This is a genomic window from Sphingobium sufflavum (genome assembly GCF_021403115.1).
Classification (GTDB): Bacteria; Pseudomonadota; Alphaproteobacteria; order Sphingomonadales; family Sphingomonadaceae; genus Sphingobium; species Sphingobium sufflavum.
In genome coordinates, this window is sequence record NZ_JAJSSH010000001.1 from 626,959 (window position 1) to 651,675 (window position 24,717).

Consider the following 24,717-nt stretch of genomic DNA (forward strand, 5'->3'; position numbering starts at 1 on the left):
ATCCGTTACCCGGCCTTTCCTTGTCGGGCGCATTATTCTATGTAAAATCAAGAATAGGGTCGCGTCGCATATCATGTCCCAAGGCAGCGGAGCGCGCGGTGTCCCAGCTATCCTTATCCGACGGCCCGCCCGATTTCCGGTTCGAGGCTGTATTGACCGTCTTTTCGCGGTTGCCGGGTACGTTAATCGTCAGTTTTATCAATGCGTTACTGATCGTCCTCATGGTGGGACAGGGCAGTCTCTCCGCGAATAGTCTCGCCTGGCTGATCTGCGTCGGCATCGTCTCCGTGGGACGGGGCATTGCCGCGGCCCGGTTTCGCGTCGCGGCGGACCCGCGATCCGACATCAGCTTCTGGGTGCGGGTTTCGGTGCTGGGCGCCATCCTCTCCGGCATGTTGTGGGGGGTCGGGCCGATCTTTCCGATGACGCAGGCCACGTCTTCGCAATGGATATGGGCCTTTGTGATCGGCGGCAGTTGCGCGGGCGCGGCCTCGCTCCATGCCGCGCACCTGCCGACCGCGCTGGGCTTCACCATCCCGGCGTTGCTGCCCTTTGCGCTGTCGCTGCTGTTGCAGGGCACGATGCAGAGCATGGCGGCGGCGGCGATGACCTTTGCCTTTCTGGGCGTCACCAGCTTTACCGCCATATCGTTCAGCCGCGATTTCCAGCGGACGCAGCTTCTGGGGGCGACCCTCGCCGCGCGCGCGCATGAACTCAACGCGGCCAACGAACGGCTCAAGCGCGAGATCGGGGATCATAAGAGCACGTCGGAGGCGCTGTACCAGGCGCAGAAGATGGAGGCACTGGGCAGCCTGACCGGCGGCTTCGCCCATGATTTCAACAATATATTGACGGTCATCATCAGCAATCTGGAGGCGATTTTGCTGAAATCGCCGCTGCATGGCACGCGCGCGCTGACGACGTCGGCGATCATGGCGGCGGAGTCCGGCGCTGACCTCATCTCGCGCCTGCTCGCCTTTGCACGCAAGCAGACGTTGCAGGCCCAGTCGGGCGATCTCATCCGCATCGTGGAGGAGTTTCGGGCGCTGCTCCTGCACGCGGTCAGCGGCGACATCCGTATCGAATTCGACCTGTGCCCGTCCCCGGCGATGGCGAATATCGACGCGGCGCAGTTTCAGGCGATGCTCCTCAACCTCGTGGTCAATGCGCGTGACGCGCTGCCCCATGGCGGCCTGATCCGGGTGACGGTGGCGGTGACGGTGCTGGATGGGGACATGCCGGGCGGCATGGACGTGGCGCCGGGCCGCTTCGCCTCCATCTCCGTCAGGGACGATGGCGACGGCATGTCGCCCCAGACTATAGAAAGGGCGTTCGAGCCCTTCTTCACCACCAAGGGGGAGGGACGGGGCAGCGGGCTGGGCCTGGCGCAGGTCTATGGCTTTGCGCGCCAGTCGGGCGGCTTCGCACGGATCGACAGCGTATTGGGGCAGGGGACCAACGTCACCCTCTTCATCCCGATCGTGGAGGGGGAGGCCGTCGTCGCGCCGGCGCAGGCGGTCGAGCGCCCGGCCCCGGCGGCCCGCGCGCCATTATCCATCCTGCTGGTCGATGACAGCCAGGCGGTGCTGAGCGCCCTGCGCGAAGGGCTGGCGGAGGAAAGCTGGACCATCGTCAGCGCGCGGGATGCGCTCTCGGCGCTGGACGCGGTGGGGGGCGGCGGCCGTTTCGACATCGTCATCACGGACATGGACATGCCCGGCGGCATGGGCGGCCATGCGCTCGCCACACAATTGCGGGACGATCATGGCCTGCCTGTGCTGCTGATGTCCGGTGTGCCGCTGGCGGCCGACGGGGGAGCGGGCGGTTTCGCCTTCATCGCCAAGCCGTTCCGCAAGCAGGCGCTGGTCGACATGGTGCACTCGGTCGTGCAGCGGGCGGGGCGCTGACGGGCTGCGGAAGGGGTGGGTCGGGGTTACCGTGTCCGATCCGGCATCGTGTCCGGGCCTGCTCCCCGGCGATGGGGCAGCGACAGGCTGGCACGGCCCACTATCCGCCCCCCCCCCCCTGAACGGGCGCCGGTCCGAACGTTCGTCATGCCCTTTACTGCCGCTCTATTGATCCTTCATCCTGTTGCACATAAGGAGCATTATCAGTTTTCAGGCGCGGCGGGGGTAGGTAATGGGGCGATATTGTGCGGGTCTCGTCGGGCTGTTGCTGGCGACCACGGCGGCCCATGCCGGGGACGTGCCGCTATACCAGCCCGCGCCCGCATGGGTGGCGAAGGCGGTGCTGGACCCCGCCGCATCGACCGCCGCCGATGCGCCGACCCGCCTGATCCATGACCAGCAACTGCGCATCGAGGATGGCCGGCTGTGGGTCTATACCGATGTCGCCTCGCGCATCGCGTCGGCGGAGATGCTGGGGCAGCTCGCCACCCTGACCCAGCCGTGGATGCCCGACAAGGGCGACCTCATCATCCACGAGCTGCGGATCGTGCGGGCGGGGCAGGAGATCGACCTGCTGGCGGCGGGCAAGACGTTCACCGTGCTGCGCCGGGAACAGGGGCTGGAGCAGCGCCAGCTCACGGGCCTCCTGTCGGCCACGATGCCGGTGGAGGGGCTTCAGGTCGGTGACATACTGCGTATGCGCTATTCGACGACGATCAGCGACGCGGCGCTGTCCGGCCATGTCCAATATCCGATGCCGCTGATGCCCGCGCCCATGCGGGTCGGCTTTGGCCGGGCGCGCATCCTGTGGGATGGCAAGAGCGGCCTGCGGTGGAAGGCGCAGGGCGACGGCATCGTGGCGAAGCCGGTGCAGAAGGGCGGCCTTACCGAACTGCTGATCCCCCTGCCGGTCGCCCGCCAGCCGGAGATGCCCGGCGACGCCCCGCCGCGTTTCCGCCGCCCGCCGCTGCTGGAACTGTCCACCTTCTCCGGCTGGGCGGATGTGTCGAAGGTGTTCGCGGCCCTCTACGCCACCGACGGCCTCATCCGGCCGGACGGCCCGCTGGCGGCGGAAGTCGCGGCGGTCAGGGTGGGCGCGACCCCGCTCGACCGGGCGCAGATCGCGCTGCAACTGGTGCAGGACCGCATCCGCTATCTCCAGGTCGGCATGAACGGCGGCAATTATGTCCCCCAAAAGCCGGAGGAGACATGGGCGCTGCGCTATGGCGACTGCAAGGCGAAGACGCTGCTGCTGCTCGCCCTGCTGCATGGCGCGGGGATAGAGGCGGAGGCGGTGCTGGCCAGTTCGCGGCTGGGCGACATGGTGCCGGATCGGCTGCCCAGCGCCGCCGCCTTCGACCATGTGCTGGTCCGCGCGGTGATCGACGGGCGCAGCCTGTGGCTCGACGGCACCGGCAATGGTGCGCGGATAGAGGATATTGGCGACACCCCCGCCTTTCGCCATGTCCTGCCGGTCCGGGCGGGCGGGGCGGAGCTGATGCCGCTGCCGATGCAGGCGGATGCGCGCCCCGGCATGGACATCGCCATCGATGCAGACGAGAGCGGCAGCATCGACCTACCCAGCGCCTTCACCGCACGGATCGTGCTGCGCGGTCCCGGTGCGGCGGGTCTCGGCACCATGACCGGCCAGATGGACGCCCGCCAGCGCGACCGCATCCTGGGCGGCTTCTTCGACAGGTTCGTCGGCAACGGCCACTATTCCTCCATCACCATGGTGGAGGACAAGGCGGCGGCCACCACCACCTTGACCGCGCGGGGCGTGCGCGACAGCCTGTGGACATGGCGGGACAAGCGGATGAAGCGCCCCGCCACCCGGTCGCTGGGCGAAATCACCTTCAACCCCGACCGGACAAAGGCGATCTGGTCCGCCGTGCCGGTGGTGACGCCGGACCCTCATGCGCTGCGTTTCACCCTGCGACTGCGCCTGCCCAATGGCGGCCGCGATTTCACCATCGAGGGGGAGGGGACGGTCGTCGACCGGGTCGCCGGGCGGGCGTTCAGCCGCTCCACCACGCTGGCCGACGGCGTCGTGACGGTGGAGGAGCGCCTCGACACTCTGGGCACGGAGATCCCCGCGAGCGACATTCCCGCCGAGCGTGACCGACTGGCGCGGGCCAGAACCCGCCTGCCCAGCATCGTCGCCCCGGCCAACGCCCTGCGCGCGTGGGACATGCGCGGCCGCGATCCGGCGGGCGCGACACAGGTCGCCGCGACGGAGGCGATCTATGCGACCGCCATCGCCGCGCTGGAGCCGGGCGATGCCAGCGCATGGATCGACCGGGCAAAGATGCGGCGCAGCATCGGGGACCGCACCGGCGCGCTGGCCGACTTCGCCAGCGCCATTCGCGTCGCTCCGACCAGCGACAGCTATCGCCAGCGCGCCCGGCTGCTGCGCGATCTTGGCCGCCTGAAGGAGGCGCTGGCCGACGCGCAAAAGGCGCAGGCCCTCGACCCCTCGTCGGAGGGGGCCAATAATATCGCCGCCGAACTGCTGGCGGAGACGGGCGACCTGCCCGGCGCGATGGCGCTGCTCGACCAGCGGATCGAGATCGGCGGGGAGGCGCGCGACCGCTACCGCCGGATGAAGGCCGATGTGATGGGCGAATTTGGCGATCCGGCGGCGGCGCTGGCGATCATGGACGATCTGATCGCGGAAAAGCCGGGCAGTCCCGTGCTGCTCAACATCCGCTGCTGGATCAAGGGCACGCGATCGGTGATGATCGACACCGCGCTCAAGGATTGCACCAGCGCCATCGAACTGAGCACGGACGCGCACAAGGCGCTGGACAGCCGCGCGCTCATCGGGTTCCGGCTGGGGCGCTATGAGGATGCCCTGGCCGACCTGAACGCGGTGCTGGCCGCGGTGCCGGGGTCGCAGGCCAGCCGCTACCTGCGCGGCGTGGTGCTGGGCCGGCTGGGCCGGGCGCAAGACGGTGCGGTCGACTTGGCCATCGCACGGCACTTGTCGCCGCACATCGACACCGTCTATGCGCGCTACGGCGTGCGACCGTGAGCGGCGGTGCGGTGCTGACCGACGAGAGGCGATGATTCAGGCCTGCGGTTGGGATTATGGCGAGGGTGGTTCCCCGGCCACGGACGCCGCCTTCCGATCCGCCGCCCCGCCGTGCCGACGACGAGGTGGGCAAGTCGCGACGAGGAACCAATCCGACACTCTCAGACATCACACCGTTCGTTCTGTTCACGCGGGTCACGCGCCTCGCTTGAACAGCGCCAACGGAGAGGGGACACATGCTGCTAAGGGATGCCGCCCTGATCCGGCGTCCCCTCTCCTTACCCGATCTCGCCCGCCATCGCCTGCTCGATCACCTTGTCCTCCACGCTGGCCTCCGGCGTGCCCTTGCGCGCGCGGCGGCTGCCGGTCAGCGCGAACAGCAGCGCGCCCAATATCGTCGCCACGGCGGAGATCAGCAGGAACGGCACATAGCTGCCCGTATTGTGCAGCGCGATGGACAGGATCACCGATCCCGCCGCCGTCCCCGCGCCGATCATGGTGGTCAGCAGGCTCAGCAGCAGGCTGAAATTCTTCATGTCGAACCGGCGGGAGATCAGGAAGGCGCCCACGTCGCTTTCCGCCCCCTGTGCAAAGCCGATGATGCCGACGCCCAGTGCCAGCAGGCTGAACGTCGTGATGTGGGACGCCAGCACCAGATAGCCGATGGCGGGCAGGCCCAGCGTCGCGATGGCGACCAGATGCGCGGGCACCCGGTCCAGCGCCAGCCCGCTCAGGAAGCGCCCGATGATGACGCCGATGGCATAGAGGGACATCATCCATGTCGCATTGGCGCTCGACACGCCATTGTCCATCACCACCAGCTTGAGCTGGGAGGAAGCGAAGACGCCGGGGATATTGACCAGAAACATGCCCGCGATGATGAGGATCAGCGTGGGATGGCGCAGCAGCGCGCCCAGTTCCTTGCCCGACAGGCTGGACGGGATTTTGGGCTTGGTCGCTGCGCTCTCTGCGGCGGCCTGCGCCGCCGCCTTGCGCTCGCTGCGGCCCATGGCGATGATCGCGATCAGGCCGCCCGCGCCGGTGATCGCGGCCATCGCGAGATAGCCCGCGCGCCATCCTTCCGCGTCGATCAGCGCGCCCAGCAGTGGCGCGGCGATGGCGCCGAACAGGGGCGGCGCGGTCATCACCAGCGACAGGGCGATGCCCCGCGCGCTGTCGAACCGCTCCACGATCACCCGGCAGAACACCAGCGACGTCGTCAATATGCCAAAGATATGCTGCACCACCCAGATGGCGAAGAAGACCGCGATGCTGCCCTGCATGAAGGTGAAGGCGAGGAAGCCCAGCGGCAGGGCGGTAAAGCCGATAATTGCGGCCAGACGCGACCCGAAACGGTCGGTAAACCGTCCTGCAAAGGGCACGAACAGCAGGTTGATGAGCGGAATGGAGCCGATCAGCGCGAATTGCGCCTTGGACCAGCCGAATTCCGCCAGCAGGGCGGGGCCGAACAAGCTCATCGTATAATGGCCCAGCGCGGAGCCGAGGCCCAGGCCCAGGCTCGCGGCCAGAAGCGGCTGCCAGTGCAGCCGGAATTCGCTGAAATACATGCCCGTCCTCTCCCAGACGATTCTGCCGATTGCGCGCCAGTCTGCCCCAGCCGTCGCCGTCCGTCACGGAAATATTGACACCGATGCGTATCCTTTTTGTCGGGAAAGGGCGTTTCGGTTGGTAATGTTGAAAAATCAGGGCGCCAGCAACAGCGCCGGAGCCTCCAGCAACCGCTTGATCGCCTGCACAAAACTGGCCGCGTCCCACCCGTCGACGACGCGATGGTCGCAACTGATCGACAGGTTCATCACCAGCGCCCGGCGGATGTCCTCCCCGTCCAGCACTGGCCGCTCCACGATCCGGTTGGGGGCAATGATCGCGACCTCCGGCCGGTTGATGACGGGGGTGGACGCAATCCCGCCCAGCGCGCCCAGCGAACTGATCGTCAACGTGGAACCGGACAGTTCGGCGCTGGTCGCCTTGCCGCTCCGTGCGGTCTCGGCCAGCCGGGCGATCTCCGCCGCGAGTTGCCAGATGTTCCGGCTCTGCGCTTCCCGGATGACGGGGACGAGCAGCCCGCCCGCGGTCTGCGTCGCCACGCCCATATGCACCGCGCCATGGCGGGTGACGATGCCCGCCACATCGTTATAGCGGGCGTTCATCATCGCAAAGTCGGGGACGGTGCGACAGATGGCGGTAATGAGCAGCGGCAGCAGGGTGAGTTTGGGCAGCTCCCCCCGATGCGCGTTGAGCTGCACCCGCATCCCCTCCAGCGCGGTGACGTCGATTTCCTCGACATAGCTGAAATGGGGGATGTTGCGCTTGGATTCGGCCATGGCGTCGGCGATGCGGCGGCGCAGGCCGATGACCCTCACATGCTCGTCGGGCCGCGCCGCGCCGGTGGCGGAGGCATAGCCCTGTTCCCGGCCATAACGCAGGAAGGCGTCGAGGTCGGCATGGCGGATATGCTCTCCCTCTGCCTGCACCTGCGCCAGATCGATACCGAGGTCGCGGGCACGGGCGCGCACGGCGGGGGAGGCGAGAATCTTGCGTCGGGCCTCGTTGGGGGCTTTATCTTCGGTATCCTTTCGTTCCGAATCTGTAGAGGGATCGCCCTCGTCTTCAGGCGGGATGCTGGAAGGAGTAGTTGGTCTTTCGGCGCGCTCGGAAGGCAGCGAGACGGAGACAGCATCTGCAGTTCCGTTATCCTCCTCCATGTCGATAACCGCCAGCGTCGCTCCGATCGCGACCCGGTCCCCCGGCTCGCCCGCCAGTTCGATTATGCTTCCCGCCACCGGTGACTCCATTTCGATCGTCGCTTTGTCGGTCATCATGTCGGCCAGCCGCTGGTCCTCCGCGACTCTGTCTCCCGGCCGGACATGCCAAGCGACGATTTCGGCGGTGGCGATGCCTTCGCCAATGTCGGGCAGGCGAAAGGTGAAACGTGCCATGTCAGTCCCTCAATATGCGCTTGAGTGCCTCGCGGATGCGCACCGGTCCCGGAAAATAGGCCCATTCCAGACTGTGCGGATAGGGTGTGTCGAAGCCTGTGGCACGCTCCACCGGCGCCTCCAGCGAATAGAAACAGCGTTCCTGTACCAGCGCGGACAGTTCCGCCCCGAACCCGCCAGTCCGGGTTGCCTCATGCACGATCAGGCAGCGACCGGTCTTGCGCACCGACCGTTCGATGGTTGAAATGTCGAGCGGTATGAGAGTGCGCAGGTCGATGATTTCCGCGTCCACCTCGCCGATCTCGGCAATGGTGTTCAGCGCGACATGGACCATGGTACCATAGCAGAGGATGGTTACATCCATCCCCTCCCGCACCACCGCCGCCTGTCCCAGCGGTACGCGATAATGGCCGTCCGGCACTGCACTCGCGGGATGACCCGCCCAACTCGCGACCGGCTGGTCATAATGGCCATGGAAGGGACCGTTGTAGAGCCGCTTGGGTTCGAAGAAGAGGGTCGGGTCGTCATCCTCTATGGCAGAGATCAGCAGGCCCTTTGCATCATAGGGGTTGGACGGGATGATGGTCTTGAGGCCGGATACATGGGTGAAGATGCCCTCCGGCGACTGGCTGTGGGTCTGCCCGCCAAAGATGCCCCCGCCAAAGGGTGAGCGGATGGTCAGCGGCGCACTATATTCCCCCGCCGAGCGATAGCGCAGCCGTGCCGCTTCGCTCACCAACTGGTCGAGCGCGGGATAGATATAGTCGGCGAACTGGATTTCGGTGACGGGGCGCAGGCCATAGGCGCCCATGCCGATGGCGACGCCCATGATGCCACATTCGGTGATCGGGGTGTCGAACACGCGGTTGGTGCCATATTTCTTCTGCAATCCCGCCGTCGCGCGGAAGACGCCGCCGAAAAAGCCGACATCCTCCCCCATCACGACGACAGCATCGTCGCGCGCCATCATCACGTCCAATGCGCTGTTGATCGCCTGGATCATCGTCATGCCCGGTCCGGCAGCGGGGCGGGGCGTGCTACTCAAGGCCGGTCGCCCTGCGTTCGTCGAGCATCTGCTTGCGTTGTTCCTTCAGATGCCAGGGCATGTCGGCGAACACATCCTCGAACATCGTCTCCATCGGATGGTGTAGGCCATGGCCGAGGATGCCATTCTTCTCTGCGGTCTTTTGTGCGGCGCGCACCTGCCCGGCGACATCCGCGTCCATCGCCGCGTGCTGTTCCCCGTCCCATTCGCCTATTGTGATAAGATGATCCCGCAACCGCCGGATCGGGTCGCCCAGCGGCCATGATTCAGGTTCCTCCCCCGACCGATAGGCGGTGGGATCGTCAGAGGTCGAATGTCCTTCCGCCCGATAGGTAAAATGTTCGATCAGGGTCGGCCCATGGTTGGAGCGCGCCCGCTCCGCCGCCCACCGGGTTGCGGCATAGACCGCCAGCGGATCATTGCCATCGACCCGCAGCGAGGCGATGCCATAGCCGACGCCGCGTGCCGCGAATGTCGTCTCATCCCCGCCTGCAAAGCCGGAGAAGGAAGAGATCGCCCATTGATTATTGACCACATTCAGGATCACCGGAGCGCGATAGACGGAGGCGAAGGTGCAGGCTGAATGGAAGTCCCCCTCCGCCGTCGACCCTTCCCCGCACCATGCGGCGGCGATGCGCGTGTCGCCACGCGCGGCGCTGGCCATCGCCCATCCCACCGCCTGCGGATATTGGGTGGTCAGGTTGCCACTGATGGAGAAGAAATGCTTCTCCCGTACCGAATACATGATCGGCATCTGCCGACCCTTCAGCCGGTCAGCGCGGTTGGAATAAATCTGGTTCATCATGTCCTCGATGCTCCAGTCCCGCGCGATCAGCAGTCCCTGCTGGCGGTAGGAGGGGAAGAGCATGTCGTCATCGTCCAGCGCAAAGGCTGCCGCCACCGCCACTGCCTCTTCTCCGAGGCTCTTCATGTAAAAACTGGTCTTGCCCTGCCGCTGGGCCCGGAACATACGGTCGTCGAACGCGCGGGTCAGCGCCATAGCGCGCAGCACGCGGCGCAGAGTTTCCGGGGCCAAGTCGGGATTCCACGGTCCCACTGCTGCCCCATCCTCGTCCAGCACGCGGATCAGTCCATAGGCGAGATCGCGAAAGGTCGCTGCAGGTGCGCCTATTTCCGGCCGTTCTGCGCTCCCGGCGGCAAGAATGGTAATGTCGCTGAAATCCGCCTCCTCGCCGGGACGGGCAGCCGGCTGTGGTACATGCAGTTCCAGCGGCGGACGATTGGATAATGGGGCGGCGGCAGGGGCAATGGGGCGCGTCATGGCTGTTCTGGCATCCTCTCCATCACCATCATGACGCAGCAGATATGAAAAGGTTGCTATCATGCCCTGACCTGTCCCACCTTATGAGGCCTACTATTGCGTTCGAGCAACATGGGAGCCTCTTCGGGGTTGAGTGAGAAAAGGAGAGGATCGTGGCAGATTTCGACTTTGCGCTGGGTGATACGGCGGACATGGTGCGGGACACCACACGCAGCTTCGCCGTTGACCACATTGCCCCGCTGGCCCGGCGTATCGACGCGGAAGACTGGTTCCCGCGCGATCTCTGGCCGCAGATGGGTACGTTCGGCCTGCATGGCATCACCGTGGAGGAGGCTGATGGCGGTCTGGGCCTCGGCTATCTGGAGCATGTCGTGGCGACGGAGGAGATCGCCCGCGCTTCAGCCTCCGTCGGTCTCAGCTATGGTGCACACTCGAACCTGTGCATCAATCAGATTCGCCGCTGGGCGACAGCAGAGCAAAAGGCGCGCACCCTTCCCAAACTCCTGTCGGGGGAACATGTCGGCGCACTGGCCATGTCGGAAGCGGGGGCGGGGTCGGACGTCGTCTCCATGGCTCTGCGTGCAGAGCGGCGGGGGGGGCGCTACATCCTCAATGGCACGAAATATTGGATCACCAACGGCAGCGTGGCGGACAGGCTTGTAGTCTATGCAAAGACCGATCCGGCTGCTGGATCACGCGGCATCACCGGCTTTTTGGTGGACAGAGGCAGTCCCGGCTTCTCCGTCGGGCAAAAGATCGACAAGATGGGCATGCGCGGCTCGCCAACGTCAGAGTTGGTCTTTGCCGACTGCGAGGTGCCGGTCGAGGATCGATTGGGGGAGGAAGGGCAGGGCGTTGCTATCCTCATGTCCGGTCTTGATTATGAGCGGACGGTGCTGGCGGGTATTCAACTGGGCATCATGCAGGCGTGCCTCGATACGGTGATCCCGTTCGTGCGGGAGCGGCAGCAGTTCGGACAGCCCATAGGTGCCTTCCAGTTGATGCAGGCGAAAGTGGCAGACATGTATGTCGGCCTTAACTCTGCCCGGGCCTATGTGCATGCCGTGGCGCGGGCCTGCGATGCGGGCCGGACGACCCGCTTTGACGCGGCGGGTGCGATCCTGCTGGCCAGCGAGAACGCTGTGAAAGTTGCGCTGGACGCGGTGCAGGCGCTAGGCGGGGCGGGCTATACCACCGACTGGCCGGTGGAGCGTTATCTGCGTGATGCCAAGCTCCTCGATATTGGTGCAGGCACCAACGAAATACGCCGTATGCTGATCGGGCGGGAACAGATTGGCCTTTAACGCCAACTGTTGACAGTTTTAAGGGGCCGCGGCACTCATCGGGTGAGAGAGAATGGCCCATGTAGATAAGCGGTGGACGTTTCGTGATAACTGGCGGGGCAAGCCTGATCGGCTCGCATGGCGCGGATCGGCTGCTGGCAGAGGGGGTGCGGGCGGTGGTGCTGCTCGACAATTTTGCGCTCGGCACACCGGAGACATTTGCTCATCTCGATACCGATGACTGGGTCACGCTGGTTCGGGGTGTGACATATTACGTGTCAACGACCTGTATGATGCCTTCAGGGGTGCTGATGGTGTCTTTGCCATTGCCGGTTTCCTGCCCCCCTGCCCCCCTGACCCAGAACCCGCCTCTGGGCCTTGCCGTCAATGTTCAGGGCAGGTCAATGTGTTCGAAGCCTGCCGCTAAGCGGGCGTGAAGAAGTTAATCTTTTCCTCCTCTATCGCGGCCTATGGCGAGCCGGGGGCAGGCCTGATCGACGAAAACGCGCTGACCATAATCCAGAATTACGACCGCATCTTGAGAGGAGAGCGTCCACACCTGTCGGGAGATGGCAGTGAGGTTCATGATTACATCCATGTCGCAGACGTGGCGCGCGCCAATGTCATGGCGATGGCGTCCGACTGACAGATGAAATTCTGAACGTGGTGGTGGGGGAGCCGACGACGATCAAACGCATCGTGGAGTTGTTGCTCACCATCACAGACTTTCATCTTGAGGTGCATTATGTGGATGGCGGTGGCGCGGCGAAATCCACTAATAGCACTCAACTGGACCTTAGCCGCGAAAAGATCGACCGTCTGCTCGGCTGGCGTCTCGAAATCGGTATCGAGGAGGGGTTACGACGCCTGATCGCATGGCGCGCGATGCAGGCCGCATGATCTCTGTCAGGGAATAGATAGCTGTTCGAAATATCTGAATAATGCTTGCAGGTGTCGTTCTCTTCCGCAGTCTCAGCGTGAATATCTTGTGCATGATCGGCAGGTGACTCGTTGGCTGTCGCGCAGTCCCGACCACCTTATCTGCCTTGAGCATGGGCGGCAGAGCGCCTATCCCGGCGAGTATAAGGGGACGCAGGCATGGACGATGGCGGTGACAATATCTTGCGCTCGATCCGCGCCCGGCTGGAAAAGCCGGACAAAAACCCCATCGCTCGTGCTCGCCGCATGGTGGAGCGCCAGGTCCCGCCTGCCCGTCGCGGTCCGGGGTGGGATCGTCACTGGCGCGAACTGGAAGCCTATCTCGACACCCCTGGAGACTGGTCGCGGGGTGAGAATGGCCCTGATTGACAGGCTTGGCATGGTGATTTTGTCAGCTGCTGACAGTTTGTGTTTTGTCCGCTTATCTATGGAAGGGTTATAGGAGACACAGGGTATGGCCGAAAAGGCTTGGGATGTGATCGTGTTGGGGTGCCGGCAATGCGGTCATCTGTGCGGCGCTTTCTGCCAAGGAACAGAGCGCGTCGGTGCTGCCGATCGATACTCCGCCCTATAGCGGCTATGTCGTGACCTGCGGCATCACCTTCACGTTCGGTGGTCTCAAGACAACACCAGCGGCAATGTCCTCGACCTTGTCGAAAAGCCGATCCCCGGCCTTTATGCGGCGGGGGAGCTGGTCGACGGCCTGTTCTACCAGAATTATCCGGGTGGCACGGGCCTGATGAACGGCGCGATCTTTGGCCGTCTGTCGGGCAAGAGCGCCGGCCAGTTCGCCGCGGCGCGGGTGCCCGCCTGACACAGGCGGGTGGATCGGGCCTAGCCATCCTCCGGGCAATGCGGCTAAACCCTGAACCACGCATGGGACTAACAGGGGACGACGACATTCGATGACGGACAGGCTTGACCAGAAAGTGCAGGTGCAGTCCCTCGTCGATATCGTCGCGGAGCGGTTGGAGGCGGCGATCATCAGCGGCACGCTGGAACCAGGCAGCCGCCTGTCCGAACAGGCGCTGGCGACCTCTCTCGGCGTCAGCCGGGGGCCGCTGCGCGAGGCGATCCGGCGGCTGGAGGGGCGCAAGCTGCTGGAACGCAAGCCCAATATCGGGGTACGCGTGGCCGCGCTGTCGCTGCGCGACCTGCGCGAGATATTGCAGGTGCGCGAGGCTCTGGAAGGCATGGCTTGCGCACTGGCGGCCCGGCACATGTCCGATGCGGACATTGCCGCGCTCGCCGGGCTGCTCGACGATCATGAGGGCCAGAAGAGCGTCCGCGATGGCACCGGCTATTATCAGGAGTCGAAGGACTACGACTTTCACTTCAGCATCGTGACGGGCAGCGGCAACCAGCGGCTGATCCAGATGCTGCTGGGCGATCTCTATTATCTGCTGCGCGTCTATCGCTACAAGTCCAGCACCAAGCCGGGCCGGGCGCAGGAGGCTTTGCAGGAGCATCAGGAGATTATCGCTGCCCTGACCACGCGCGATTCCGTTGCGGCGGAGGCCGCGATGCGCCGCCACCTGCGCAACGCGCGCCGCTATGTCGAGGAGCAACTGGCGGCGGAGGGTGCGGCTGTACCGGAGCCGGTCGGCCCGCTGTCCCGCAAGCCCGGTCGTATAGGCTCGCTGGGCTAGGGAGGGTTGCGTTCCGTCGGATGGCTTTCCGACAGGGATTGGCCCAACGGAAATGGGTGATGCGTTCGCGGCCAGAATATTATGCGCGGACCGGGTTGTGGAAGGCGCGGCGCGGGGCCGCGGGATCATCTTGGGCGGCGCGCGTCGCGACCGGCGAAGTATCGATCCGCTAGTCCACGGCCATGGCGTCGGCCATCAGGCATAGGCGTCGAACAGCGACCCCGGTTCGGTGGTCTCCAGATACTCCCTTGCGGTCTGTTCGGCGGCCTTGCCTTTGTTGTCGGCCGCCTTGGTGACGCTGTCGGTCGCGACGCTGGTCTTTGTCTAGGTGGTCTTGTCGGTATAGGTGATGACGGTTGTCTTGATGCCGCCCGACACGGTGCTGACGCGCGATAATTCCGTCTTCGTGGGATTCGCTCCCGCCGCCACCGGATTTCACGCCGCCGCCCGCATGCGTGGTGGCGGATGCGTCGCCTTTCGCCGCAGCGTCCGCCTCGTCCAGCGTTTGGCCGACTGTCGCGGCATCCTCCGCGCTGATCTTGCCCGATACAACTTCCTCCGCCAGCCGCGCGTCCAGCCGGGCGCGGACATCAGTGTCCGACACTTTGGGGCTGGTGCCGGACGATGTCTGGAGCGCGTCCTTCAGGTCGGACTGGATAAGCACGATGGTCCGGGATGACAGGCCTTTCGCCTGCAAGCTGTTGGACAAGGGGTGTTCGAACCGACGGCTCCCATGGACATGATGCAACTCCTGACATGCCTAGAATGGCACGACGGGCGCGGATTTCAGCGGAAAATCGCAAAAATCGCGGCGATCCTAGCCGATGCGTTCCAGCAGCCGGTCGAGATGCGCGCCGAAATCGCGCCGATGCCAATAGGTCAGGAAATTGCCATAGACGGTCAGGCAGTTGCGGGCCGGATCGACCGTGCGGAACATCGGGTCGCGCAGGCCCGTGGCGTTCACTGACTCCGGCAAGCGGAACTGGATGATTTCCGGAAAGGCCAAGACCCGCGCCACGCCCATCGCCGCCATGTGCAGCGTCAGGTGGAATTCCAGTTCCTCCACCGTGATGGCGGGGCCGCCATGGCCATGATATTCCGCCACGAACAGGGCGAGCAATTCGTCCAGATGCCGTTCCCATATGACGGGATGCGCCGCGCTCAGCCCGCCCCAGAGCGCCGAGCCGAAACTGATCTGCCCGACCCGGCCCCAGTCGATCAGGCCGCATTGCAGGCCATCGGCTTCATCCCGCCAGAACCAGAGATTGTCGATATGGGCGTTCCAGTGACAGAGGGCGATCAGGTCCGCATTGCCTCGCAAATATCGCTGGATCTTTTCCTCATGCGCGCGGATGCGTCGGGCGTCGTGCGCCATCCGGGCAAGAAAGGCTTCCGCCCGGACCGTTTCGGGCAACAATTGCGGGGCCTTGCGCGCGAAGGCGAAACATCGCTCCAGCTCGGAATCCAGTTCCGCTGCGCTATAGGCGATGGGATCGGCGGACCCCGTCACCGGATCCGAGGGAAAACGCGCCTCTATCTCGGGGGCGAGGGTGCCCGCCTTGTGCGATGCGGCCAGCCGGGCGAGCGCCGTCACCGACGCACGATAATAGGGGAGAGGGTCGGCCATGGTCTCATGATCGAGGCATTTGCGCCGGTGCGGTTCGATCGCGCCCTCGCCAAAGCCGATGCGTTCGGTGATGATGATGCCGGTGCCTGTCGCCGTCTCATAATCCGCAAAATAGCCGACCGGCACCCGGATCGGGAAATCCGCCTTCCGCGACAGGGCGACGAAGCGCGCCTCGCTGTCCATCTCGGTCCGTTGCCAGTCACGCCGCGCATCGGTGAAGTCGCGGGAGAATTTCAGGAACAGATCCCGGTCGACGCCCGGTTCGGCGCGGGCATAGTCCAGCGTCAGGTAGAATTTATGCCCGGTGCTGCCGCCCGCGCAGGGTTCCAGCGCGACGATGCGGGTGACTGCATTGTCGGGCGAGATGGCGCCGAAGGCGCGGAAGGCCTGCGTCAGAAAGTCGGCGCCCATCGCCCGGAACGCGTCGACATGCGCGGGGATCGTCATGCCCGTCGCATCGCCCCGCACATGGTCCAGCATTACAACGCCCGCGTCGCTCATCCCATCCCCGTCATCATCGTTCCACTGGCCTCAATAGACAGTCTCCAGCATTTTGGCCATCGCCTCCGCCGACGTGGCATGCTCCGGCTTTTCTCCTCCCGCGATAGTGGTGCGATGCATCACTCGGTCCGGATCGGTATAGGGCACGACACGGCGCATCGGCCTCTTGTTGTTCCAGAGGACGAGGTCACCGACCTGCCATTCATGCGTGTAGACGAAATTGGGCTGCGCCGCCCATTGCATCAGCCGCCACAGCAGGGAGCGGCCGTTCGGCCCTCGCCAGCCGACGATGCCGTCCGTATGGTTGCCCAGCAACAGGGACTTGCGCCCATCGTCGTGCGTCCAGACGAGCGGTTGCTCCATCGGCTCGGCCATGCGCGCCAGCGCGCCAGCCGGTCCTGCGGCGGGATGCCTAACACGGGGCGCACCGCCGCCTCTATGGTGTGGATCACGCGCATGTCGGCTAGGCGTCTCCCTGTCGGACAGCCTGTCGTGGGCGGCGTAAAGATTGGCGAATTCGGTCGATCCCCCTTCGCTCGACAGGGTCCGTGCGGAGACCAGCGTGGCCTTGAGCAGCGGCTGGTCGATGGCGATGCCGTCGATGTGCCAGAGGAAGGTGCCCAGCACATAGTCCGGCTCGCTGTTCACGCTCTTGTTCAGCGTGATCTTGTACACGTCCTGATGGGTGGCATCCAAACCGGGCACGCTGTGGGTGAAATTGACCCGGTTGCCCAGCGCATCGGTCAGCGCCAGTTGTTCGTCGTCGGTGGCGTGGATCTGCGGGAAGAGCAGCACACCGCGATCCTCCACCACCTCCGGGTCGGTCGGATGCGCCGTGTCGACATGGACGATGCCACCGATCAGCGGCTTGATGGGGCCGATCCCGACTGTCATGGCGAAACACCTTGTCCTGTCTCGGTTGGCTTTGCACCCATCACGCGCCTGCGCCCACACCGGGATCAGTAAAAGACTAAGAATATGTACGATTTTCAAGTCGATGGCCCTGCTTAGCCGTCTCTGTCGCTAGAGTTCCGTGGGCACCACCGACTGGATGATGGACCGGTCCAGTGCCTCATAGGCATGATAGCCGATCGTTTCATATAGTTCGGCCCGCGTCTGCATTCGATCCTGCATGGCCTTCGTCCCGCCCTGATCGCTGCATAGAGTTCGTTGTGCACCTTGCCCGCCACGCGCTGACCGGCCAGATCACCATCTTGTAGCCCAACGCGGTAAACTGATCCGCCGTCATATTGGGCGTGCGGCCAAATTCGGTCATGTTGGTGAGTAGCGCACTGGCACTTCGGCGGAGAAGCGCCGGAATGCCTCGGCGTCGCCCAGCGCCTCCGGAAAAATCGAGCCGGCCCCGCCTCGACATAGAGTTTGGCGCGCGCGATGGCCCCGCTCAGCCCCTCGCTCGCCAGCGCATCGGTGCGCGCGACGATGTAGAGATGCTTGCGCGCGCCGCGCCGCCGCGACCTTGGCCGCCATGTCGGCGGCGGGGGCCAGTTTCTTGTCGTTCAGATGGCCGCATTTCTTGGGCAGCAACTGATCTTCTATCTGGACCGCTGCCGCGCCTGCCTCCTCAAAGGCGCGGACCATGTGCATGACGTTCAGCGCCTCGCCAAAGCCGGTGTCTCCATCCATCAGGACTGGCAATCCCGACGATTGCACAACCTGACGGATGAAGAAGCATACATCATCGATCGTGATGACCCCCAAGTCGGGTAGGCCCATGGATGCGGACATGGCCGCACCCGACAGATAGAGCCCTTCGAACCCCGCCTGCCGCGCCTGAAGGGCGGACAGGCCGTTATAGGCGCCGGGCAACTGATAGATGCCAGGTCTTTCGACGGCCTAGCGGAATCGCTCCCCGGCAAGGCCGTCGGGCAGGTTTTCGGCGAGAAGATAGGTCATGGCGCGTCCTACAGCTTCATCGCGAACGCGTCGTGCACGTCGCCCGAATAATCGATCATCACATTCTTGGTGGTGGTGAATTCCAGCAGGCCCTGTGCGCCCCGCTCACGGCCAAAGCCCGAATCCTTCATGCCGTCGAACGGTCCCTGTGCGGCCAGCGTGCGATAGGTGTTCACCCAGACCACGCAGGCGCGCATCGCGTGGGTCATCCGCATCGCCCGGTCGATATCCCGCGTCCAGATGCCGCAGGCGAGGCCATAGGGCGTGTCGTTGCCGATGCGGATCGCCTCGTCCTCCGTATCGAAGGGGATGATGCCCAGCACCGGGCCGAATATCTCCTCGTGCGCCAGTCTCATGTCGTTGTGGACATCGGCGAAAATGGTGGGCTGGATGAAGAAGTCCCCCGCCAGCGCCTCGTCGCCTGCTCGCTCACCCCCTGCGACTAGGCGGGCGCCATCCTTCTTCGCGCTTTCATAAAGCCCAATATGCGGCGAAACTGCGGCTCATTGGCCGCCGTGCCCATCTACGTCGCCGGATCGTGCAGATCGCCCATCACGATTCGGCCCGCCCGTTCCGCCAGCCTGCGCACCACCTCCTCATAGACAGGGCGCTGCACCAACCAGGCGCGACCCGGCGATGCAGGTTTGCCCCGTCGCACCGAATATCCCGGCCAGTGCGCCCACCACGGCCCGGTCGAGGTCGGCATCGGCATAGATGATGTTGGGCGACTTGCCGCCCAGTTCCAGCGTCACCGGGCCCAGGTTGGGGCCCGCCATTGCGGCAATTTCCCGTCCCACCGCCGGGCTGCCGGTAAAGCTGACCTTGTCCACGTCCGGATTGTCACCAGAGCTTTGCCCACCTCCGCCTCGCCGGTGGCGACATTGACCACGCCGGCCGGAAAGCCCGCCTGCTCCACCAGCCGGGCGAATTCGAGCATCGTCGCCGACGCATGTTCGGATGGCTTCACCACCACGCAATTGCCCGCCGCCAGCTTGTTGGCCAGCAAGGTGACGGGTGAATTCCAGGCGGTGATGGCGACGATCACCCCATAGGGTTCGCAGATCGCCAGATGGAGCACGCCCTTCTGGTTCAGGGGATGACATTGCCCCAGATCTTGTCCGCATAGCCGGCGAAGAAGCGATAGACGCGGGCGGCATAGCCCATCTGGGTTCGCGCCTCGCGGATCACCTTGCCGTTGTCGGTGGTTTCTAGCAGCGCCATCCGGTCGGCGTTGCCGTCCGCGACATCGGCGGGCGTCGCGACCGGGATGTGCGCCCATGTCTGCTGATTGAAAGGATTGATCGCTGGCATGGTGTGGCCGTTGCCGCTGTCCCGCCATTGTCCGCCGATGAACAGTTGATAGGTTTCCGCCATGCCATGTCCCAAATCCGGCGATAGCGACGGGCAATGACCGCTGGGGCGGCGTCGGCGGGAAGGACATCCTTACCCGTTATCGCCTCCGGGCGAGCCTGTCCCGGCCCGCCCGTTTCCCGCACCCTCGCGATCCGCAGGCTCCTCTCTCTTCCCTCCAATATTCCCCAGCCATGTCAAATTGTCAACAGTTGACTATTATCGGAAGGCTGTCAGACGGCAGAGCAGAGCAAGATTGAGGGACAGGCATGGAGAGGGAACTGCTTCCCACAGGGACGGCGAGCAAGGGGATAGCCTGTTTTGCCGCCGACCTGCACCTGCCTGATGTTCCGGAACCGGTCATCACCCGCGCGAATTGCATATTCTGGATGCGCTCGGCCTCGGCCTTGCTTCCCATGCCTATGACTATGCCGCCAGCGCGATGGCGGGCGGTCTGGCGCTGGGGGGCGGTGGTTGCTGTTCGGTGCTGGGGCGATCGGAGCGCCTCGAACTGCGCGACGCCGCCATGGTCAATGCTATCCTGATCCATGGCCTTGATTTCGACGACATGCATCTGGGCAGCATCATCCATCCGACTTTGCACCAGCCTGCCCGTTGCTTTGTCCTTGGGCGAAGCGATCGGGGGGAGCGGGGCGGACATGCTGGCCGCTTTCCTCGCGGGGGCGGAGACGGTCATCCGCATCGGCGGCGCGATCAAGGGCGGCTTCCACCATGTCGGCTATCATGCGACCGCGTGGTGTCCCGCTTTGCCTCGGCCGTGACGGCGGGCAGGCTGCTCGGCCTCGACGCAGGCCAGATGCAGCGGCGCAGGGAATTACTGGCAGCACGACATCGGGAATCCAGGTGTTTCTCGAGGATGGCGCATGGACCAAGCGGGTCCATCCCAGCTGCAACTGGGGCGCGGTGGCGAGGATTACCGCCGCTCGGCTTGCCCAGAATGGCTTCAAGGGACCGTTGCGACCCTATGAGGGGAAGTTCGGTCTGTTCGAAACCCATCTTCATGGCAGCGAGGTCGATCAGGGCGAACTGACCGATGGTCTGGGCGCGGACTGGTGGTTTGGCGATACGGCGCTCAAGCCCTATCCGGTCTGCCATTTCCTTCATGGCTGCGCCGACGCCGCCATCGAACTGCATGGCGAGATTGCAGGCGCGGAGATCGTCCGCGTCGATGCCTATCTCGCGCAGCCGACCCTCCATATTATTGCGGAGCCAGCGCAGGCGAAGGAGCGGCCCGGCAGCGATTATGAGGCGAAGTTCAGCGCGCAGTTCGTGGTCGCGACCTGCCTGTTGAAGGGGCGGTTCGGCCTGCCTGACCTCCAGCTTCCCGACCTTTTCCTCCGGTGGGGTGACGGTCACGCTGGCGAAAAAGTTTCGGGCGTCAGCCACGATGACTGTCACGGTTGGGCAGGCCGATGCGATTCTCGACGCGGTGCTGGACCCTGAAAACAGGACGGTTGTCGAGCTGATGACGCTGCTCCGCGCGGAGGGGTGGCGGGTCGGGGCGGTCGGTGACATGCCGGGCGGAAGGGCGGAGTGATTTACAAGATGACCAACCGAAAGGGTGGTTTCGGAGAGGGGGCGAAGGAGAGTTGCAGGCGGGCGAGGGACAAAAAGGGTAGGGAGACGGCGTGAGAAGGGGAAAGGGGACCGAGCGACACAGGGCAAAGGGGGGAGGGCGTTGGAGCGGCTGGCTCCCCGTTGCCACTTTCGGAGTGACAGACCCACAGACCAGACCCACAGACCAGACCCATAGGCCACACCCACAGGCCACCGCCTCAAGCCAAGCTCTTCATGGAACAGCCTGTATCATAACCGCCGCCCCATGGTCCCTCCATGCCCCTTGCGGCGACCAGCCCCGCGGGTCAGTTCATGCGGATAGTGGCGGCGTGTTTTTCGGGGAGCGGGCGGCGGGCGGATTCGTCCTTGGGGCGGGAGTCGGCGACGATGGGGCCGACGATCAGCCGGTCGACGATCTCCGCCACCTGCTCCACCGAATAGGGGGTCCGTTGCGCCAGCCACCAGGCGAGCACGTCGATGCACCCGCCCGTCGCCCAGACGGTGGAAAGGTCGCCGGGCAGCCCGTTCGAGCGGGTGGGCGCGCGCGCGGTGACGATGCGCGCCTGCCGAATGAACTCGTCGCGCACCGTGCCAGCCGCGCCGCCGGTCAGCAGGGCGGTCCACAACACGCGCCGTTCATAGACATAGGCGCACATCGCCCGGCAGGATTCCAGGCTGTTGGCCACGAACAACACGGGCACGGCCATGTCCAGCAGGTCGCCAATCTCCCCGGCGGCGAGGTCGTGGAGCAGCGCCTCCTTGCTGGCATAATGGCGAAAGAAGGTCGCGTAGCCGACCTTGGCGCGGGCCGTGATCTCCCGCACCGTGATCTGGTCGAACGGCTTTTCCTCCAGCACCGCCAGCAGCGCGTCGCGCAGGGTCCGGCGGCTGCGCTGCATACGGGCGTCCAGCGGCGTTGACATCACATCTCTCCGGCTTTTGTGATCCACAATAGATCATTATGGGGCGCGGGATGCCATGTCAACCAGCCAGCCGATGCCGTCCGGCCCGATGGGGCATGGCCGCGACGATCACAAATCCGCTACGCTGGCCGCGCAGCGGGTGACGGTGGAGCCGGGCGTGCGGTGGGTGCGTCGGCGGGTTCGAGCGGGCGCGCGACATCCTGCGCCGTCGCGTGATGGGCAGGCGGGCGCGGGCGCGGAGGCCATCCCCATCGACAATCCCGACCATCTCTCCGTCTTCTTCCTGAATGGCGCACTGCATCGCCGTCGCCGCAGCGCCATCGCCCGCTTCTTTACGCCAAAGGCCATCGCCACCCGCTATCGCCGGGTGATGGAGGAGACGACGGACGCCCCGATCGTGGAGTTCCGCCGGACCGGGCAGGCGACACTGGACGCGATCAGCTTTCAACTGGCGGTCAATGTCGCGGCGGACATCGTGGGCCTGACCGCCAGCAACCCGGCGGCGATGGCGCGGCGCATCCATGCGACTCTGGACAGCGCCATCGTGCAGCGCGGCGGATGGGTGCAGCGCCTGTTCGGGCCGGTCCTGTCGCGCCGGCACGGCCTGCGCTTTGTCGTGCCGGACGTGAAGCCGGCGATTGCGGCGCGGCGCGGCGCGGCGAGGGCGACAGGGCGCCGACATCATTTCCCACCGGCTGGCGGAAGGCTGTTCCGACAAGGCGATCCTGATCGAATGTATGACCTATGCGACAGCGGGCATGGTCACGACGCGCGAATTCATCATCGTGGTGGCCTGGCACCTGCTGGAGAAGGCGGATCTGCGGGCGGATGTCCTGCGCGCGGACGAGGCGGGGCAGATGGCGATACTGGAGGAGAGAGTGCGGCTGGAGCCGATCGCGGCGCTCCTCTATCGCCGGGCGGAGAGGATGGCGCGAGCGCGGCGGACGCGCGGCCCTTTGCCAGCGGCGATGTCTTCGCGCTCGACATTCGCGCCGCCAATGTCGACGAGGCGGTGACGGGGACCATGCCCGTTCCAGATCGACCCGGAGCGGGCGGCGCGGATGCGGATGACCGGTTCCTACATGAGTTTTGGCGACGGCAATCACCGCTATCCGGGGTCGCAGGTCGCGTTGCAGGAAACAGGGGTGTTCGTCGACCGGCGGCTGCGCGTGCCGGGCATCGCCCTGTCCCGCGCGCCCGACGCGCTGGCGCGCGGCGCTGATGAGTTATGAGGTGCGGGATGCGGTGATTAGCGGCGACCGGGGCTGAGGAGCAGGCGTTCGGCGCGGCGGAGGCTGTCCGCGTCGTCCACGTCGGTCAGGGCGTCGGCGGGCGCATCGAGCAGACGGACGTCGGGCCGGTCGCGCAGCAGGCTGGCCGCGCCCCGGTCCCCGTCCAGCGCGGCGAGGTCGGCCAGCATCGACGCGGGAAAGCGGGCGGGCACGCCGGGCTTTCCACTGGGATAGCGGGTGGCGACGGGCCGGGTGAGTGGCGGGTGCGCGGCAAGGGTGGCGATACGCTCCGCGCCGATCAGCGGCATGTCCGCCAGCAGCAGCAGCAGCGCCTGCGCCCGCAGGCCGTCGGCATGGCGCGCCGCGAGCGCGACGGAGCCGCCCATCCCCTCCTCCGGCCGGGTGTTGGTGAGGATGGCCCAGCCATCGGCCATCGCGTCCCCGGTAAAGGCGGGCGCGTCCGGCCCCACGACGATCAGGCCGGGGGGGTGGCCCGCCGCCGCGACCGCGTCCAGCACCCAGCGGCCCAGCGGCCTCCCCGCGCAGGGTGCATCCAGCTTGCCCCCGCCGAACCGGCTGCCGCGCCCGGCGGCGAGGATGGCGACGAGGCTGCTCATCGGTGCGGGTGCAATTGCTCATAGGCGGCGATGATCTCCGCCAGCACGGACAGGGCCAGCACTTCCGGGTCGCGGGCGCTGGCGATCAGGCCGATGGGGCTGCGGATGCGGGCGATGGCGTCCTCCGCCACCCCGTCGGCGCGCAGGATCGCCGTGCGCTCCGCCCGCGCGGGGCCGCCGCCCTGCGCGCCGATGAAGGCGGCGGGGGTGGTGACGGCCCAGCGAAGCAAGGCCCGCTCCCACTCATGATCGTGGAACAGCAGGAGGATGGCGGTCCAGCGGTCGGCGGTCATGGCCGGCGGCACCTGCCCCAGCGCGAGTCCGCTGCGGCCCGCCTCCGCCCGGCCATGGCCCTCCACCTCCGCCCCCATGGCGGCGGCGAGGGTGGCGAAGGCGGCGAACTCCGGCCCCTCCCCGAACAGCAGGGTTTTCAGGCGGGGCACATAGGCGCGGTGGGCGAGCAGGCCGGGCGCGGCATCGGCGGGGAGGGGGAGGGGGAGCAGCGCCTCCTGCCGGTCCGCCAGCCGCCGGGTCGCTTGCTGGAGCGCGGCGCGGTCCGGCGCGGGGTCGATCAATATGTCGAGGCCGCCGCCGCAGGGCAGGCGAAAGTCGATGATCGGCGATCCCCGGCCATAGCGCATCACCCGCGGCCCCTCACCCGCCGCGCGGGCGGCCAGCGCGTCGGCGGCCAGTTGCCGTTCCAGGCAGCCGTCGGACAGGCTGCCCACCGTCCGGCCATCCGGCGCGATGGCGATCTGCGCGCCGATGCGGCGGGAGAAGCTGCCCTCTATGCCGACCAGCGTGCACAGCGCCATGTCGTCGCCCGCGCTGGCGAGGAGGGCAGCCTGATCGCTAGCGGCCATGACGCGACCCGAT

The 24,717-nt window shown here is 65.7% G+C and carries 21 protein-coding genes and 2 pseudogenes; 11 read left to right on the forward strand and 12 right to left on the reverse strand.

Annotated elements, in window-relative coordinates; all coding sequences use genetic code 11:
* The first annotated feature begins 98 nt into the window (after positions 1 to 98).
* Positions 99 to 1,907: an ATP-binding protein gene (locus tag LWE61_RS20730; RefSeq protein WP_234148535.1), complete on the forward strand. Its 1,809-nt coding sequence runs from the start codon at positions 99 to 101 to the stop codon at positions 1,905 to 1,907.
* A 232-nt stretch (positions 1,908 to 2,139) separates the two neighbouring features.
* Entirely contained in the window at positions 2,140 to 4,941 is a 2,802-nt protein-coding gene (locus LWE61_RS03140; protein ID WP_234148536.1) for a DUF3857 domain-containing protein, read from the forward strand.
* A 278-nt stretch (positions 4,942 to 5,219) separates the two neighbouring features.
* Here LWE61_RS03140 and LWE61_RS03145 read toward each other — a convergent pair whose 3' ends face one another.
* The 4 genes from LWE61_RS03145 to LWE61_RS03160 all read right to left on the reverse strand — a co-directional run bounded on the left by LWE61_RS03145 (position 5,220) and on the right by LWE61_RS03160 (position 10,228).
* Positions 5,220 to 6,509 (reverse strand): MFS transporter, encoded by a 1,290-nt coding sequence (locus LWE61_RS03145; protein WP_234148537.1) that lies wholly within the window; start codon positions 6,507 to 6,509, stop codon positions 5,220 to 5,222.
* 135 nt (positions 6,510 to 6,644) lie between these two features.
* On the reverse strand, positions 6,645 to 7,901 hold the full coding sequence (locus LWE61_RS03150) for a dihydrolipoamide acetyltransferase family protein (RefSeq protein WP_234148538.1): 1,257 nt from the start codon (positions 7,899 to 7,901) through the stop codon (positions 6,645 to 6,647).
* Between the two features lies 1 nt (position 7,902).
* Entirely contained in the window at positions 7,903 to 8,910 is a 1,008-nt protein-coding gene (locus LWE61_RS03155) for an alpha-ketoacid dehydrogenase subunit beta (protein ID WP_234148603.1), read from the reverse strand.
* A 28-nt stretch (positions 8,911 to 8,938) separates the two neighbouring features.
* Positions 8,939 to 10,228, reverse strand: coding sequence for a thiamine pyrophosphate-dependent enzyme (locus tag LWE61_RS03160; protein WP_234148539.1), 1,290 nt, complete (start codon positions 10,226 to 10,228; stop codon positions 8,939 to 8,941).
* Positions 10,229 to 10,380: 152 nt separating this feature from the next.
* Between LWE61_RS03160 and LWE61_RS03165 the strand changes: the two genes are divergently transcribed.
* The 5 genes from LWE61_RS03165 to LWE61_RS03185 all read left to right on the forward strand — a co-directional run bounded on the left by LWE61_RS03165 (position 10,381) and on the right by LWE61_RS03185 (position 14,099).
* Complete coding sequence (locus tag LWE61_RS03165) at positions 10,381 to 11,532, forward strand: acyl-CoA dehydrogenase family protein (protein WP_326490596.1); 1,152 nt, start codon at positions 10,381 to 10,383, stop codon at positions 11,530 to 11,532.
* A gap of 412 nt (positions 11,533 to 11,944) precedes the next feature.
* A complete protein-coding gene (locus tag LWE61_RS20735) occupies positions 11,945 to 12,157 on the forward strand; it encodes an NAD-dependent epimerase/dehydratase family protein (protein WP_234148540.1) in 213 nt (70 codons plus the stop codon).
* A gap of 17 nt (positions 12,158 to 12,174) precedes the next feature.
* Entirely contained in the window at positions 12,175 to 12,411 is a 237-nt protein-coding gene (locus tag LWE61_RS03175; protein ID WP_234148541.1) for a Rossmann-fold NAD(P)-binding domain-containing protein, read from the forward strand.
* 198 nt (positions 12,412 to 12,609) lie between these two features.
* Complete coding sequence (locus LWE61_RS03180; RefSeq protein ID WP_234148542.1) at positions 12,610 to 12,819, forward strand: hypothetical protein; 210 nt, start codon at positions 12,610 to 12,612, stop codon at positions 12,817 to 12,819.
* A gap of 536 nt (positions 12,820 to 13,355) precedes the next feature.
* Positions 13,356 to 14,099, forward strand: a complete 744-nt coding sequence (locus LWE61_RS03185; RefSeq protein ID WP_234148543.1) for a GntR family transcriptional regulator — start codon at positions 13,356 to 13,358, stop codon at positions 14,097 to 14,099.
* A 169-nt stretch (positions 14,100 to 14,268) separates the two neighbouring features.
* On the opposite strand, the gene LWE61_RS03190 is transcribed toward LWE61_RS03185, so the two are convergent.
* The 5 genes and pseudogenes from LWE61_RS03190 to LWE61_RS20890 all read right to left on the reverse strand — a co-directional run bounded on the left by LWE61_RS03190 (position 14,269) and on the right by LWE61_RS20890 (position 19,515).
* On the reverse strand, positions 14,269 to 14,808 hold the full coding sequence (locus LWE61_RS03190; protein ID WP_234148544.1) for a hypothetical protein: 540 nt from the start codon (positions 14,806 to 14,808) through the stop codon (positions 14,269 to 14,271).
* 108 nt (positions 14,809 to 14,916) lie between these two features.
* Complete coding sequence (locus LWE61_RS03195; RefSeq protein ID WP_234148545.1) at positions 14,917 to 16,227, reverse strand: phosphotransferase family protein; 1,311 nt, start codon at positions 16,225 to 16,227, stop codon at positions 14,917 to 14,919.
* A gap of 30 nt (positions 16,228 to 16,257) precedes the next feature.
* Positions 16,258 to 17,121: a TauD/TfdA dioxygenase family protein gene (locus tag LWE61_RS03200; RefSeq protein WP_234148546.1), complete on the reverse strand. Its 864-nt coding sequence runs from the start codon at positions 17,119 to 17,121 to the stop codon at positions 16,258 to 16,260.
* A 378-nt stretch (positions 17,122 to 17,499) separates the two neighbouring features.
* On the reverse strand, positions 17,500 to 18,054 hold the full coding sequence (locus LWE61_RS03205; protein WP_234148547.1) for an isocitrate lyase/phosphoenolpyruvate mutase family protein: 555 nt from the start codon (positions 18,052 to 18,054) through the stop codon (positions 17,500 to 17,502).
* A 95-nt stretch (positions 18,055 to 18,149) separates the two neighbouring features.
* Positions 18,150 to 19,515 (reverse strand): annotated as a pseudogene (locus LWE61_RS20890) (aldehyde dehydrogenase family protein).
* 352 nt (positions 19,516 to 19,867) lie between these two features.
* Here LWE61_RS20890 and LWE61_RS20895 point away from each other — a divergent pair.
* The 3 genes and pseudogenes from LWE61_RS20895 to LWE61_RS03235 all read left to right on the forward strand — a co-directional run.
* Positions 19,868 to 20,029, forward strand: a pseudogene (locus LWE61_RS20895) (hypothetical protein); the annotation flags it as partial.
* 121 nt (positions 20,030 to 20,150) lie between these two features.
* Positions 20,151 to 20,273 (forward strand): hypothetical protein, encoded by a 123-nt coding sequence (locus LWE61_RS20565; protein WP_267961544.1) that lies wholly within the window; start codon positions 20,151 to 20,153, stop codon positions 20,271 to 20,273.
* An 82-nt stretch (positions 20,274 to 20,355) separates the two neighbouring features.
* The gene (locus LWE61_RS03235) at positions 20,356 to 20,955 is read left to right on the forward strand and encodes an MmgE/PrpD family protein (protein WP_234148552.1); all 600 of its coding nucleotides are present in this window, start codon (positions 20,356 to 20,358) and stop codon (positions 20,953 to 20,955) included.
* A gap of 419 nt (positions 20,956 to 21,374) precedes the next feature.
* Here the strand turns inward: LWE61_RS03235 and LWE61_RS03240 are convergent, their stop codons facing one another.
* Entirely contained in the window at positions 21,375 to 21,992 is a 618-nt protein-coding gene (locus LWE61_RS03240) for a TetR/AcrR family transcriptional regulator (protein WP_234148553.1), read from the reverse strand.
* 55 nt (positions 21,993 to 22,047) lie between these two features.
* Between LWE61_RS03240 and LWE61_RS03245 the strand changes: the two genes are divergently transcribed.
* Positions 22,048 to 23,214 carry a cytochrome P450 gene (locus LWE61_RS03245; RefSeq protein ID WP_234148554.1) on the forward strand — a complete coding sequence of 389 codons (1,167 nt, stop codon included), beginning with the start codon at positions 22,048 to 22,050 and terminating at the stop codon, positions 23,212 to 23,214.
* Between the two features lie 27 nt (positions 23,215 to 23,241).
* Here the strand turns inward: LWE61_RS03245 and LWE61_RS03250 are convergent, their stop codons facing one another.
* Both LWE61_RS03250 and LWE61_RS03255 read right to left on the reverse strand, forming a co-directional pair.
* A complete protein-coding gene (locus tag LWE61_RS03250; protein ID WP_234148555.1) occupies positions 23,242 to 23,841 on the reverse strand; it encodes a nucleotidyltransferase family protein in 600 nt (199 codons plus the stop codon).
* Positions 23,838 to 24,717: XdhC family protein (locus LWE61_RS03255; protein ID WP_234148556.1), on the reverse strand; the 880-nt coding region annotated here is incomplete at its 5' end. The genes LWE61_RS03255 and LWE61_RS03250, both read right to left, overlap by 4 nt.